Raw genomic sequence first — 12,941 nt, 5'->3', positions numbered from 1 at the left:
TGGAAACAATAATCATTCCCGTTTCAGCAGTCAAGTTACAACGCTGTCATTTTTCTCGTGGTAAGCCTGGAGAGGTAAAGTGCGGATTGAGACGCTGAAACGCCGACCGGGATAACAGATACCGCCGGGTCTTCGATTGCGCCCGGCGTTATCCGTGCATCACATTCAGGTACTGGCGCGTTCCACCAATGCCTTCATGGCATCGGCAGGCAGCGGCCCATGGCAGGTCCGCTCGCCGCCGGTCTTGCTGACCACCAGCCACACCTTGGCCGGGGCGCCGGCCGGATGCAGCAGCCAGGCTGGCCCATGTCCACTGCCGGTGGGCGGCAGCCCTTCCAGCACGCCGCTGTTGACCGACTGCAGCAGCACAGCGCAATCGTTGGCACTGGCCTGCGTGGCGGAGAGAAAATCCGGATTGGCAAGCACTTCCGGCAGCGCCGTATCGGAGGCGCGCAGGAAGGCATCCACGTCGAACTGCTTGCTAGCGCCGGGGCTGGCGCAGGCGGCCAGCAACGCAGCGGCGGCAATGCCGGCAATGGCACCGCAACGGCGCCAGGCCGGCCGGGTCAGGAATGCGGGAATCATGGCGCGCCTCATTGCTTGAGCACGTCGGCGCCCTTGGGCACCGCAAACCGGAAGGTGTCGGCCGGCAGCACGGGATTCTTCTGCATCGCGCTGAAGGTCAGGAGCGTCGTGTTGCCGAAGGCATCGCGCAACTCCATCGCTTCCAGGTTGCCGCTCTTGAAGCCGATGCCGATGCGCTCGAACTGCGTGTCCTTGGCTCTCGGCGTGAGCTCAAGCCACTCCACGCCGTCGCGCGTGGGGCCGTTCTTCACGACAAAGTTCTTTTCCAAGTCATTGCTGCCGAACAGGATCGCGGCGGGGCTGGACCCCAGGGCGCCATCGAGCTTGCGCTCGGTGACCTGGTTGAGGTCCTTGTCGTAGATGTAGAGCGTCTGGCCGTCGGCCTGCAGCAACTGGTCGTACGGCTTGACGTAGCGCCAGGTGAACTTGCCAGGGCGCGAAAAAGCGAAGGTGCCGCTGGAGGTGCCGGCCACCTTGAGGCTATCGCCCTGCCCCTTGACCTGGCGCTGGGTAAATTCGCCCTTGGCGCTCTTCACGCCCGCCACAAAGGCCTGGAGCTGGTCGGTGCCGGCCGCCATGGCCGCCGTCGCTGTCAGCGACAGCATGGCCGCCGCGGCGCATGCCGACGCGAGAATGCGGATTCGCATGGTGTTGTCCTTGCTGGGTTGGAGGGTGCGCACCGCCGGGGCGGCTGCACTGCCTGTCCGGTTAGAGCGGCGCGCGGGCGCCGGATTCCGCAACGATGTGCTTCGCACGTAACGGCATGTTACGCGCGGCAGCTTATTCTTCCTCGCGGGCGGTGCCTGCCGGGGCCAGGATGTCGCGATTGCCGTTGCCCGACATGGCGGAAACCAGACCAGCCTTTTCCATGTCCTCCAGCAGCCGCGCGGCACGGTTATAGCCGATGCGCAGGTGGCGCTGCACCAGGGAGATCGAGGCGCGGCGGTTCTTCAGCACCACGTCGACAGCCTGGTCGTAGAGCGGATCGGCCTCGCCGCCGCCGCCAATGCCAGCGCCACCGCCCATGCCATCGCTGCCCAGGTCGCCCTCGGCCACGCCGCCTTCGAGGATGCCCTCGATGTAGTTGGTCTCGCCGCCTTCCTTGAGCTTTTCGACCACGCGGTGCACTTCATCGTCGGAGACAAAGGCGCCGTGGACGCGGATCGGCACGCCGGTGCCCGGCGCCAGGTAGAGCATATCGCCCATGCCGAGCAACGCCTCCGCGCCCTGCTGGTCGAGGATGGTGCGCGAATCGATCTTGCTGCTGACCTGGAAGGCGATGCGGGTCGGCACGTTGGCCTTGATCAGGCCAGTGATCACGTCGACCGACGGACGCTGCGTGGCCAGCACCAGGTGGATGCCGGCGGCGCGGGCCTTCTGCGCGATGCGCGCGATCAGCTCTTCCACCTTCTTGCCCACCACCATCATCAGGTCGGCCAGCTCGTCGATCACAATCACGATCATCGGCAGCTTCTCGAGCGGCTCGGGCGCGTCCGGGGTCAGGCTGAACGGGTTGGGAAGCTTCTCCTCGCGCGAGGCGGCTTCGTCGATCTTCTTGTTGTAGCCGGCCAGGTTGCGCACGCCCAGCTTGCTCATCAGCTTGTAGCGCCGCTCCATCTCGCCGACCGCCCAGTTCAGGGCGTTGCCGGCCTGGCGCATGTCGGTCACCACTGGGCACAGCAGATGCGGGATGCCTTCGTAGACACTCATCTCCAGCATCTTGGGGTCGATCAGGATCAGCCGCACCTGCTCGGCCTTGGCCTTGTAGAGCAGCGACAGGATCATGGCGTTGATGCCAACCGACTTGCCGGAGCCGGTGGTACCCGCCACCATGCAGTGCGGCATCTTGGCCAGATCCGCCACCATGGGCTTGCCGGCGATGTCCTTGCCCAGCGCCATCGTGAGGTTGGACGCGCTCTCGTTGTAGACCTGCGAGCCGAGGATCTCGGACAGCCGCACCGTCTGGCGCTTGGGGTTGGGCAGTTCCAGCCCCATGTAGATCTTGCCGGGGATAGTTTCCACCACGCGAATGGAAACCAGCGACAGCGAACGCGCCAGGTCACGCGCCAGGTTGACCACCTGGCTGCCCTTGACGCCGGTGGCCGGCTCGATTTCGTAGCGGGTGATGACCGGGCCCGGGTAGGCCGCCACCACCTTGACCTCGACACCGAAATCCTTGAGCTTCTTCTCGATCAGGCGCGAGGTGAATTCCAGCGTTTCGGCGCTGACGGTTTCCTGGTGCGTGGGGATGGGGTCCAGCAGCGCCAGCGGCGGCAGGTCGGAGTCCTGGATATCGGCGAACAGCGGCTGCTGCTTCTCGCGCTCCACGCGTTCGTGCTTGGGCACCGCCTGGGGCCGCACGATCTGCACCGGCGTGGCCTCCTCGATCTTGACCCGCTGCACTTCCACGGTTTCGGTGCGCACGACCTTGGCCGCCTCGCCGATGATGCGATCCTGCTTGCTTTCGCGGCGCGCCTTGAAGCCGAGGAAGAGCGTCTCGACGAAGCCGCCCACGTGCTCGGCCACCGACAGCCACGAGAAATGGAAGAACAGCGACAGGCCGATGGCCAGCGTCAGCAAGAGCAGCAGCGTGGCGCCGGTGAAGCCCAGCGCCATCTGCATCCAGCTACCGAGCAGGTCGCCCAGCACGCCACCCGGGGCGCGTGGCAGCGCGGCGCGCAGCGGATACATGCGGATGGCCTCCAGGCCCATGCTGGCGGTCAGCGACAGGCCAAAGCCGATCCAGCTCACCACCAGACCCTGCCGTGCCTCGCCGTTGCGCTCGGGCAGCTCGGCGGTCAGCGCACGCCAGCCGCGCCAGCAGCGGCGCACCAGCAACACCGCCCACCAGTAGGCGGAGAAGCCGAAGATAAAGAACAGCACATCGGCCATCCAGGCGCCCACGCGGCCGCCGAGGTTGTGGATGTCGGCCACCTGGTTGGCGTGCGACCAGCCCGGATCCGCCTTGCTGTAGCTGGCCAGGATGCAGACGAAGGCCAGTGTGACCGCCAGCAACAGGAACCAGCGCACTTCGCCCAGCAGCTTGCCGATGCGCGAGGGCAGCGCGGAAGGATCAGTACGTGTTGTGGTAGTAGCTCGGGCCATGCCTGGATCTGGGTTGCCAACTGAAGAGGGTGTGCCGGCCATTTTAACCTTGGCCAGGGCTATCGTTCCCATTGGAATTTGCAACAGTGAGCAAACGCCGGTCCACTTATAATGCTGGTTTCGATTCATGCTAGTGCGCATCAAGGCGCACCAGCCATAGGAAAGCATCATGGCCAAACACGCAAAAGTGCTGATTCTCGGTTCCGGCCCCGCCGGCTATACCGCCGCCGTCTATGCGGCCCGCGCCAACCTGCAGCCGGTGCTGATCACCGGCCTGGCCCAGGGTGGCCAGCTGATGACCACCACCGACGTGGAAAACTGGCCCGCCGACGCCAACGGCGTGCAAGGCCCGGAACTGATGCAGCGCTTCCTGGAGCATGCCGAACGCTTCAACACCGAAATCATCTTCGATCACATCCATACCGCCAAGCTGACCGAACGCCCGATCCGCCTGGTGGGCGATGCCGGTGAATACACCTGCGATTCGCTGATCATCGCCACCGGCGCCTCGGCCCAGTACCTTGGCCTGCCGTCGGAAGAGCTGTTCATGGGCCGCGGCGTGTCGGCCTGCGCCACCTGCGACGGTTTCTTCTACAAGAACCAGGAAGTGGCCGTGGTCGGCGGCGGCAACACCGCGGTGGAAGAAGCCCTCTACCTGTCCCAGATCGCCAGCAAGGTGACCGTGCTGCATCGCCGCGACAAGTTCCGCGCCGAGCCGATCCTGGTCGACCGCCTGCTGCAGCGCGAGAAGGAAGGCCGCGTGGAAATCCGCTGGAACTCCGTGCTGGAAGAAGTGACCGGCGACGACTCCGGCGTGACGGGCCTGAAGGTGCGCAACGTGAACACCGGCACGGTCGAAGACCTCAAGCTGGCGGGCGTGTTCGTGGCCATCGGGCACAAGCCGAACACCGAACTGTTCGAAGGCCAGCTCGAGATGCACAACGGCTATATCGTCACCAAGAGCGGCCTGGCCGGCGATGCCACGGCCACCAGCATCCCGGGCGTGTTCGCAGCCGGCGATGTGCAGGACCACATCTATCGCCAGGCGATCACCAGCGCCGGCACGGGCTGCATGGCAGCCCTGGATGCACAGCGCTACGTGGAAGCCCTGCAGTAAAGAGATAAAGACTGAAGGCTCAGGCCGGGCTTGCCCGGCCTTTGTCTTTTTCAAGCCGGTGATGCCGCCGCCCGCACCAGCCGCGCCCCGCCCTGCCACCCTATAATCACGCCGAGCACCCCGGAGACTCGCCATGACGCACGGCGCCAGAAAGCCCACCAAACCTGCCACCCCCGCCGCCAACCCGCCCAAGCGTTTCGGCCTGACCGACCTGTCCGGCTTGCGCGACTCCCTCAAGGCCAACACGGAGCGGCGCGAAGCCGAGCGCCGCGCGGCGGACGAAGCCGCGCAGCGCGCCCGCGAAGAAGCCGACGTATTCCGCAGCAGCGTTGGCAACGTCAACACCCTGCGCGACCGCAACCGCGTCACTCCCGCGCCTCGCCATCCGGCGCCCGTGCCGGTGCAAACCCAGCTGGACGACAAAGCCGTGCTGGCCGCGTCGCTTTCCGACGAGTTCGACGTCGAGAACCTGCTCGATACCGACGAAACCCTGTCGTTCCGCCGCCCCGGCATCGGCATGGACGTGGTCAAGAAGCTGCGCCGCGGCGAATGGGTGCCCCAGGACAAGATCGACCTGCACGGCCTGCGCAGCGAAGAAGCGCGCGAGGCATTGGCCGAGTTCGTGCGGCGCTCGGTCAAGCGTGGCGTGCGTTGCGTGCGCGTGATCCACGGCAAGGGCAACGGCTCGCCGGACAAGACGCCCGTGCTCAAGGGCAAGGTGCGCAGCTGGCTGGTACAGAAGGAAGAAGTGCTGGCCTTCGTGCAGGCACGCGGCGCCGAGGGCGGTGCCGGCGCGCTGATGGTGCTGCTGCGCCAGCCGCACGCCTGAGACGGCGCGCACGATGCATTTGCCGCTCGATCTCCTGATGGGGCGGTTGCCCCTGATCCTGCATGTCATGGAAGTGGTGGGCGTGCTCGCCTTTGCCGTGTCCGGCGTGGTCGATGCGCGCAAGCAGCGCTTCGATGCCGTGGGCACCTTCGTGGTAGCGTTCGCCACCGCCTTCGGCGGCGGCACGGTGCGCGACGTATTGCTGGACCGCCGCCCCTTCTACTGGGTCGACCACGAAGGCTATGTGATCTTGATCTTCGTGATGTCGCTCGGCGCGTCGTTCGTGCTGCGGGTGGTCAGCCGGGTGGCATCCGAGCGCACCATGATCACGGCCGATGCGATCGGCCTGGGGCTGTTTTCGGTCACCGGTACATCGCTCGCGCTGGTGGCGCAGATGACCCCGACCGTGGCGGTCATGATGGGCATCATCTCTTCGGTGTTCGGTGGCGTGGTACGCGACGTGTTGTGCAACGAGGTGCCGATGATCCTGCGTGACCGCTCGCCCTATGCCACCTGTGCCTTCGTCGGCTGCTGTGTCTATGTTGGCCTGACCTGGCTGCAGGCCGAGCAGGAACTGGCCCTGCTGGCGGGCGCCATCACCATCACGGCGGCGCGCCTGCTGTGCGTGCGTTTCGGCTGGAAGTTGCCGAGCTAGGCGACAACAACAGCGGCAATCCAGGCGCCCCCTCCCGTGGGATCGCCAGGATTGCCCGCCGGCGCTTGAACGCTAAAAAAGCCTGAGCGCCCGAATGCTTAAACGGCGGCTTCGTCCTGCTCGCCGGTGCGGATGCGGATCACGCGCTCGATCTCGGTCACGAAGATCTTGCCGTCGCCGATCTTGCCGGTGTGCGCTGCCTTGACGATGGCGTCCAGCACGGTGTCGAGCTGGTTCTCGGCAACCACGACCTCGATCTTGATCTTGGGCAGGAAGTCGACCACGTACTCAGCGCCGCGATACAGCTCGGTATGCCCCTTCTGGCGGCCAAAGCCCTTCACCTCGGTTACCGTCAGGCCGGTCACGCCGACGTCAGCCAGCGCCTCGCGCACTTCGTCCAGCTTGAACGGTTTGATGATGGCGGTAATCTGCTTCATATTGGCCCCTTATATAGTCGTTGGTTAGTGAGAGATTTTAGCCTGCCTGCCAGCCGCGGGATGTGGCCTGCCGCACCGCGCCATTTCCGGTAGACTCAACCGTCGCCGCGCCCGCATCTGCGCGGGCGCGGCGTGATCAGCCATAGCAGCCAAAGCAGCCATGCCGGAACAAGGGCGCCGCCCGAGGGCAGCGCCGATGATGAGCAAATCTAGCGCAATGCAGTCTGAATCTTTCAAGCCCGGCTCCGACCAGCCTGACGCGGCCACCCCGGGGGCGGCTGCGGCACAAGGCCGGCAGGAACACGAGCGGGTGGAGAATTATCGCACGCAGATCGTTTTCGATCTGTCCGAGCTGCCCGAGGCCGAGTGGGACGCCCTGGTGGCGGCCCAGCCCGGGGCCACGCCGTTCCTGCGCCACGCCTTCCTGCACGCCATGCATGCCAGTGGCAGCGCCTGCGACGAGACCGGCTGGAGTCCGCGCTACCTGACGCTATGGGCGCGGCGCGCCGAGGGTGGCGAGCGCCTGGCGGCGGCCATGCCGCTGTACGCGAAGTCGCACTCTTATGGGGAATACGTGTTCGACTGGGCCTGGGCCGACGCCTACGCGCAGCATCGCCTGCCCTACTACCCCAAGCTGCTGTCCGCGGTTCCCTTCACGCCCGTGCAGGGTGCGCGGCTGCTGGCCGAGGACGAAGACGCGCGCCGCTGCCTGCTGCAATGTGCGCTGGCGGTGGCGGAACAAAGCCAGTTGTCCTCCCTGCACGTGCTGTTTCCCGACGAGCACGAGGCCGCGCTGATGGAAGACGCCGGCATGCTGATGCGCCACGGCGTGCAGTTCCACTGGACCAACCCGGGCTATGAGAGCTTCGAAGCGTTCCTGGCCACGCTCTCGCAAAAGAAACGCAAGAACATCCGCGCCGAACGGCGCCGCGTGGCCGACGCCGGCATCACCTTCCGCCAGTTGCGCGGGCCCGAGATCGACGAGGCGCAATGGCGCTTTTTCAACCGCTGCTACCGGCAAACGTACCGCGAGCATCATTCCACGCCCTACCTGAACCTGGATTTCTTCCAGCGCATCGGCGCCGCCATGCCGGAGAACCTGCTGCTGGTGGTCGCCGAGCGTGCCGGCCAGCCGATTGCCGCGTCCCTGGTGGTCTATGACGACGACCCGGCGCGCAGCACCCTGTTCGGGCGCTACTGGGGCGCGCTTGAGCACCACCCCTGCCTGCATTTCGAGACGGCTTACTACCAGCCGCTGGAGTTTTGCATAGCCCAGGGCATCCGCACCTTCGAAGGTGGCGCCCAGGGCGAGCACAAGATGGCGCGAGGCTTTCTGCCCGTGGCGACCCGCTCTGCCCACTGGCTGGCGCACCCGTCCTTTGCCGATGCCGTGGAGCGTTTCCTGGTGCGCGAGCGCCAGGGCATCGACGCCTACCTGGACGAGCTGAACGACCGCACGCCGTTTGCGCGCAGCTAGGGCCGGCTTGCCCGGCGCGCGTTTAGCGCCACATGCGCCGCAGCGTGTTATCGCCCAGCATGTAGTGGTGGAACAGCGCCGCGATGGCGTGCAGCCCGATCACCGTGTAGAAGGCGGTGCCCAGCGTGCCGTGGACGTCCTCGAGGGTCTCTTTCAGGTCCTTGCTTTGCGCCACCAGCGAGGGCAGCTCGATGCCAAGGCCTGGCACCGTCAGCAGGTGGCCGCCGGCGTTGAGGGCCAACAGGCCCAGCACGGGCTGCACGAAAATGAACAGATAGAGCACAAGGTGCATGGCACTGCCGAGCAGCTGCATCCAGCGCGGACCGGGCTCGGGCGCCGGCGCGCCGCGCACCAGGCGCCACAGCAGGCGCGGCACCGCCAGGATGAGCACCAGCGCGCCAGCCCAAGTGTGCACCGACATCGACAATGCCCGGGATGCGCTGCCCTTGGGCAGAAAGCCTTTGAGCTCGATCGCGGCGTACGCGGTGGCAATCAGCAGGAACACTGCCCAGTGGAAGAACACCGCCGGGCCGGAATACCGTGCCATGGTGGACGGCGTCGAAAAGGTAGCGGACATGGGGAATTGGCAGTTTGCCTGCCGAGTTGTTCTGTGATTGAAGCTTAACCCACTGGCTTCATGGCGTCTTTGGTTTCCATCAAGCCTGGCGCAACAAAAAACCCCGCCGCAGCGGGGTTTATTCAGCATCGGTTCAGCCACGCGCCGGATTCAGGCATGACTGACCATGGATGCCGGTGCTTACTTGGTGTAGTTCGCCACGCCGTCGGTGATTTCCTTGTGGGCTTCTTCAATGCCGGCCCAGCCTTCCACCTTGACCCACTTGCCTGCCTCGAGTGCCTTGTAGTTCTCAAAGAAGTGCTTGATCTGGTCCAGCAGGTTCTGCGGCACGTCCGACAGGCCCTTCATGAAGGCGGTGGCGGGCGACAGCTTGTCCAGCGGCACGGCGACCAGCTTGGCATCCACGCCGGACTCATCGGTCATCTTGAGCATGCCCAGCGCGCGGCAGCGCACCACTGCGCCGGCCAGGATCGGGAACGGCGAGAGCACCAGCACGTCGACGGGGTCGCCGTCGCCCGACAGGGTCTGGGGAATGAAGCCGTAGTTGGCCGGGTAGCGCATGCCCGTGCCGATGAAACGGTCGACGAAGAGCAGGCCGGTTTCCTTGTCGGCTTCGTACTTCACCGGATCGCTCTGGGCGGAGATTTCGATGATGACGTTGAAATCGTTCGGGATGTCCTTGCCGGGGGAAACGAGGTTGAAGCTCATGCTTGCTCTCCAGATGCCTGTGTTTGAGGATGGCGGGCATTATAGCGTTTCGAAGCTGACCCAGGCCTGACGCGCGCGTGCCTTGCGCGTCTCGCGCCGTGAGTGATAATGGCGGATTGTCCGCAAGCCGCATCGACAGGCGCACTGCCAGCCACAACCTGGCAGTCGCATCCAGCCGGAGCCATCCAATGCACGCCCAGCACTTCGTTGCCAACCGCCTGATCGCGCCGGACTCCGGCTTGCGCATCAAGGTATTCGACCCATCCAGCGGCGAGCCTTTCGCCGAAATCGCCCGCGGCAACGCGGTCGACATCAACGTGGCCGTGCACGCCGCGCGCCAGGCCGCCGACGGCGCCTGGGGCGCGATGGCGCCCGCCGAGCGCTCCCGCCTGCTCAACCGCGTGGCGCTGACGCTGATCGAGCACGAGGCCGAGCTCGCCGCGCTGGAAGCGCGCGATACCGGCAAGCCCCTGCGCCAGGCCACCGCCGACGCGCGCGCCGTGGCGCGCTACTTCGAGTTCTACGCCGGCGCGGTCGACAAGCTGCACGGCCAGACCATCCCCTACCAGCCCGGCTTTACCGTGCTGACCGTGCGCGAGCCGCATGGCGTGACCGGCCACATCATCCCGTGGAACTACCCGCTGCAGATCTTCGGGCGCAGCGTGGGCGCGGCGCTGGCCACGGGCAATGCCTGCGTGGTCAAGCCCGCCGAAGACGCCTGCCTGTCGCTGCTGCGCGTGGCGGAGCTGGCGGCCGAGGCCGGCCTGCCCGAGGGCGCGCTGAACATCGTCACCGGCTACGGCCATGAAGCCGGCGCCGCGCTGGCGCGCCACGCCGGCGTCAACCACATCTCCTTCACCGGCTCGCCGCAGACCGGCAAGCTGATCGCGCAGATGGCGGCCGAAAACCACGTGCCGGTCACGCTGGAGCTCGGCGGCAAGTCGCCCCAGATCGTCTTTGCCGATGCCGACATCGACGCGCTGGTGCCGGTCATCGTCAACGGCATCGTGCAAAACGCGGGCCAGACCTGCTCGGCCGGCAGCCGCGTGCTGGTGGAGCGCCCGCTTTACAACGCCGTGCTCGACCGCCTGGCCACGGTGTTCGAGTCCTTGCGCGTAGGGCCGTCGGAGCTGGACCTGGAATGCGGCCCGCTGATCAACCGCAAGCAGCAGCAGCGCGTCTGGGATTTCGTCTCCGATGCGCAGCACGCCGGCATTGCCGCCATGGCGCAAGGCCAGATCGTGGCGCAAGCGCCGGAGTCCGGCTATTACCAGGTGCCGATGCTGTTCCGCGACGTGCCGCCCACGCACCGGCTGGCGCAGGAGGAAGTGTTTGGCCCGCTGCTGGCCGCCACGCCGTTCGACACCGAGGCAGAAGCCATCGCGCTCGCCAACGGCACGCCCTATGGCCTGGTCGCCGGCATCTGGACCCGCGATGGCGCGCGCCAGCTGCGCCTGGCGCACAAGCTGCGCGCGGGCCAGGTCTTTATCAACAACTACGGTGCCGGCGGCGGGGTAGAGCTACCTTTTGGCGGCAGCGGGCAGTCAGGCTACGGCCGCGAGAAGGGCTTCGAAGCCCTGTACGGATTCACCACACTGAAAACCATCGCCATTCAACATGGGTAATATCAACTTCCTGTCCGTCGCCTTCGCCATTTTCTTCTTCTGGATGGCGTGGCACGTCAGAAACAAACGCGCCACCAACCCCTCGGCCATGCCGCGCCTGCAGGTCTTCAAGCGCAAATGGGGCGACACCGTGGGGGACCGCGTGCACTGGTGCCTCTACGTGGCGCTGCCATTCCTGCTCGCGCTGATGATGGTCGCCAACGCGCTGCGCGGCCGCGGCCCGTTCTCGCACTAAAGCATTGGCGCAGACATAGCAGACGTTTTTTCCGGCGCCGCATGCGGCAAGCGGCGCCGACCCAGCGGTATCGTGCAACCAGAAAAATAGATCCATGTAGATCTACAGATCCAAGAGGAGACAGCATGACAACAACCGCAGTACACTCCGGCGCCGCCGACCCCGCGTTCGAGGACGCCACCTACCGCAAGGTGACCTTGCGCCTGGTGCCGTTCCTTTTGCTTTGCTACGTGGTGGCATACCTGGACCGCGTCAACGTCGGCTTCGCCAAGCTGCAGATGCTCGGCGACCTGAAGTTCAGCGAGACCATCTATGGCCTCGGCGCGGGCATCTTCTTCATCGGCTACTTCCTGTTCGAAGTGCCCAGCAACGTGATCCTGCACAAGGTCGGCGCGCGCATCTGGATCGCGCGGATCATGATCACCTGGGGCGTGATCTCGGCGGCGATGATGTTCGTCACCACGCCGACCATGTTCTACGTGCTGCGCTTCCTGCTGGGGATCGCCGAGGCCGGCTTCTTCCCCGGCATCATCCTCTACCTGACCTACTGGTACCCGTCGCACCGGCGCGGGCGCACCACCACCTTCTTCATGACCGCAATCGCGCTCTCCGGCGTGATCGGTGGGCCGCTGTCAGGCTGGATGATGCAATCGTTCGACGGCCGCAACGGCTGGTCCGGCTGGCAATGGATGTTCCTGCTCGAAGGCATCCCGTCGGTGCTGGTAGGGCTGGTGGTGCTGGCCTACCTGGACGACCGCATCGTCCACGCCAAGTGGCTGAGCCACGAAGAGAAGGCCCTGCTCCAGCGCAATATCGCCGCCGAGGACATGTACAAGGAAGATGCGCCGATCGGCAAGGTGCTGTCCAGCCCGCGCGTGTGGCTGATGAGCGCGATCTACTTTAGCTTCGTGATGGGCCTGTACGGCGTGAGCTTCTGGCTGCCCACCATCATCAAGCAGACCGGCGTGAAGAGCCCGCTGGACATCGGTCTGCTCACCGCCATCCCCTACGGCTGCGCGGTGGTCGGCATGGTGCTGGTGGCCTACAGCGCCGACCGCACCCGCGAACGCCGCTGGCATATCGCCGTTCCCGCGCTGCTGGGCGCAGTCGGCCTGGTGCTGTCAGTGCAATGGCACAACAACACCGTGCTGGCGCTGCTCGGCCTCACGCTGGCCACCATCGGCATCCTGACCACCCTACCGCTCTTCTGGAGCCTGCCGACGGCCTTCCTGGCTGGCACGGGCGCGGCCGCGGGGATCGCGCTGATCAATTCGCTGGGGAATCTTGCTGGGTTCATCAGCCCCTACGCCGTAGGCTGGCTGAAGGACCTGACGCAGAGCACGGACTCCGGGATGTACCTGCTGGCGGCGTGTCTGGTGGTGGGTGCGGCGTTGACACTGTCGGTGCCGGCGCGGATGGTGAACAAGTAGGAGATCGAGGGCCGGCGCCACAAGGTATGCCCGCCCTCTCCCCCGGCCCCTCTCCCACAAGTGGGAGAGGGGAGCCAACCAGCGGCAAGATCAACCAACTGTGGTAGCCGTGTTTCCCGCCCGAAGGGGCGGGAAACACCCAAGCGCGATGCGAAGCGAGC

Annotated in this window: 13 protein-coding genes; 7 read left to right on the top strand and 6 right to left on the bottom strand. The window is 65.8% G+C overall.

Going from position 1 to position 12,941, the window contains the following annotated elements; genetic code table 11:
• Positions 1-165: 165 nt before the first annotated feature.
• The 3 genes from AC1RQC_RS18335 to AC1RQC_RS18325 all read right to left on the bottom strand — a co-directional run bounded on the left by AC1RQC_RS18335 (position 166) and on the right by AC1RQC_RS18325 (position 3,690).
• Positions 166-585: a hypothetical protein gene (locus AC1RQC_RS18335; RefSeq protein WP_492376502.1), complete on the bottom strand. Its 420-nt coding sequence runs from the start codon at positions 583-585 to the stop codon at positions 166-168.
• Positions 586-593: 8 nt separating this feature from the next.
• Positions 594-1,232 (bottom strand): outer membrane lipoprotein chaperone LolA, encoded by a 639-nt coding sequence (gene lolA, locus AC1RQC_RS18330; protein WP_043351351.1) that lies wholly within the window; start codon positions 1,230-1,232, stop codon positions 594-596.
• 133 nt (positions 1,233-1,365) lie between these two features.
• Positions 1,366-3,690: a DNA translocase FtsK gene (locus AC1RQC_RS18325; protein ID WP_492884255.1), complete on the bottom strand. Its 2,325-nt coding sequence runs from the start codon at positions 3,688-3,690 to the stop codon at positions 1,366-1,368.
• A 169-nt stretch (positions 3,691-3,859) separates the two neighbouring features.
• Here AC1RQC_RS18325 and trxB point away from each other — a divergent pair, with 169 nt between their 5' ends.
• From trxB to AC1RQC_RS18310, 3 genes are all read left to right on the top strand, one after another.
• Positions 3,860-4,807: a thioredoxin-disulfide reductase gene (gene trxB, locus AC1RQC_RS18320; protein WP_043344442.1), complete on the top strand. Its 948-nt coding sequence runs from the start codon at positions 3,860-3,862 to the stop codon at positions 4,805-4,807.
• Between the two features lie 133 nt (positions 4,808-4,940).
• Complete coding sequence (locus tag AC1RQC_RS18315; RefSeq protein WP_492884253.1) at positions 4,941-5,636, top strand: Smr/MutS family protein; 696 nt, start codon at positions 4,941-4,943, stop codon at positions 5,634-5,636.
• A 13-nt stretch (positions 5,637-5,649) separates the two neighbouring features.
• Positions 5,650-6,291, top strand: coding sequence for a trimeric intracellular cation channel family protein (locus AC1RQC_RS18310; protein ID WP_150992623.1), 642 nt, complete (start codon positions 5,650-5,652; stop codon positions 6,289-6,291).
• A 98-nt stretch (positions 6,292-6,389) separates the two neighbouring features.
• Here AC1RQC_RS18310 and glnK read toward each other — a convergent pair whose 3' ends face one another.
• Positions 6,390-6,728 (bottom strand): P-II family nitrogen regulator, encoded by a 339-nt coding sequence (glnK, locus tag AC1RQC_RS18305; protein ID WP_006162803.1) that lies wholly within the window; start codon positions 6,726-6,728, stop codon positions 6,390-6,392.
• A gap of 217 nt (positions 6,729-6,945) precedes the next feature.
• Here glnK and AC1RQC_RS18300 point away from each other — a divergent pair, with 217 nt between their 5' ends.
• Complete coding sequence (locus AC1RQC_RS18300) at positions 6,946-8,205, top strand: GNAT family N-acetyltransferase (RefSeq protein WP_492376739.1); 1,260 nt, start codon at positions 6,946-6,948, stop codon at positions 8,203-8,205.
• A gap of 22 nt (positions 8,206-8,227) precedes the next feature.
• Here AC1RQC_RS18300 and AC1RQC_RS18295 read toward each other — a convergent pair whose 3' ends face one another.
• Both AC1RQC_RS18295 and ppa read right to left on the bottom strand, forming a co-directional pair.
• Positions 8,228-8,782 (bottom strand): cytochrome b, encoded by a 555-nt coding sequence (locus tag AC1RQC_RS18295; RefSeq protein WP_492376738.1) that lies wholly within the window; start codon positions 8,780-8,782, stop codon positions 8,228-8,230.
• 180 nt (positions 8,783-8,962) lie between these two features.
• Positions 8,963-9,490 carry an inorganic diphosphatase gene (ppa, locus tag AC1RQC_RS18290; protein WP_043344428.1) on the bottom strand — a complete coding sequence of 176 codons (528 nt, stop codon included), beginning with the start codon at positions 9,488-9,490 and terminating at the stop codon, positions 8,963-8,965.
• Positions 9,491-9,678: 188 nt separating this feature from the next.
• On the opposite strand from ppa, the gene AC1RQC_RS18285 reads away from it, so the two are divergent.
• The 3 genes from AC1RQC_RS18285 (at position 9,679) to AC1RQC_RS18275 (ending at position 12,780) form a co-directional block, all read left to right on the top strand.
• Positions 9,679-11,115, top strand: coding sequence for an aldehyde dehydrogenase family protein (locus tag AC1RQC_RS18285; protein WP_492376737.1), 1,437 nt, complete (start codon positions 9,679-9,681; stop codon positions 11,113-11,115).
• The gene (locus AC1RQC_RS18280) at positions 11,108-11,350 is read left to right on the top strand and encodes a hypothetical protein (RefSeq protein ID WP_006162792.1); all 243 of its coding nucleotides are present in this window, start codon (positions 11,108-11,110) and stop codon (positions 11,348-11,350) included. The genes AC1RQC_RS18285 and AC1RQC_RS18280 overlap by 8 nt, the downstream gene beginning before the upstream one ends.
• Before the next feature lie 125 nt (positions 11,351-11,475).
• Complete coding sequence (locus AC1RQC_RS18275) at positions 11,476-12,780, top strand: MFS transporter (RefSeq protein WP_492884251.1); 1,305 nt, start codon at positions 11,476-11,478, stop codon at positions 12,778-12,780.
• Positions 12,781-12,941: the final 161 nt, after the last annotated feature.

The sequence above is a fragment of the Cupriavidus sp. GW822-FHT03E04 genome, assembly GCF_058801495.1.
The sequence above is the reverse complement of the archived record's forward strand: the minus strand, read 5'-3'. Positions and strand labels throughout refer to the sequence as shown.

Coding starts and splice junctions, on each gene's coding strand:
- AC1RQC_RS18315 (WP_492884253.1), top strand. CDS start 4,941: ATGACGCACGGCGCCAGAAAGCCCACCAAACCTGCCACCCCCGCCGCC.
- AC1RQC_RS18335 (WP_492376502.1), bottom strand. CDS start 585: ATGATTCCCGCATTCCTGACCCGGCCGGCCTGGCGCCGTTGCGGTGCC.
- trxB (WP_043344442.1), top strand. CDS start 3,860: ATGGCCAAACACGCAAAAGTGCTGATTCTCGGTTCCGGCCCCGCCGGC.
- AC1RQC_RS18285 (WP_492376737.1), top strand. CDS start 9,679: ATGCACGCCCAGCACTTCGTTGCCAACCGCCTGATCGCGCCGGACTCC.
- AC1RQC_RS18325 (WP_492884255.1), bottom strand. CDS start 3,690: ATGGCCCGAGCTACTACCACAACACGTACTGATCCTTCCGCGCTGCCC.
- AC1RQC_RS18280 (WP_006162792.1), top strand. CDS start 11,108: ATGGGTAATATCAACTTCCTGTCCGTCGCCTTCGCCATTTTCTTCTTC.
- AC1RQC_RS18310 (WP_150992623.1), top strand. CDS start 5,650: ATGCATTTGCCGCTCGATCTCCTGATGGGGCGGTTGCCCCTGATCCTG.
- AC1RQC_RS18300 (WP_492376739.1), top strand. CDS start 6,946: ATGCAGTCTGAATCTTTCAAGCCCGGCTCCGACCAGCCTGACGCGGCC.
- glnK (WP_006162803.1), bottom strand. CDS start 6,728: ATGAAGCAGATTACCGCCATCATCAAACCGTTCAAGCTGGACGAAGTG.
- AC1RQC_RS18275 (WP_492884251.1), top strand. CDS start 11,476: ATGACAACAACCGCAGTACACTCCGGCGCCGCCGACCCCGCGTTCGAG.
- AC1RQC_RS18295 (WP_492376738.1), bottom strand. CDS start 8,782: ATGTCCGCTACCTTTTCGACGCCGTCCACCATGGCACGGTATTCCGGC.
- lolA (WP_043351351.1), bottom strand. CDS start 1,232: ATGCGAATCCGCATTCTCGCGTCGGCATGCGCCGCGGCGGCCATGCTG.
- ppa (WP_043344428.1), bottom strand. CDS start 9,490: ATGAGCTTCAACCTCGTTTCCCCCGGCAAGGACATCCCGAACGATTTC.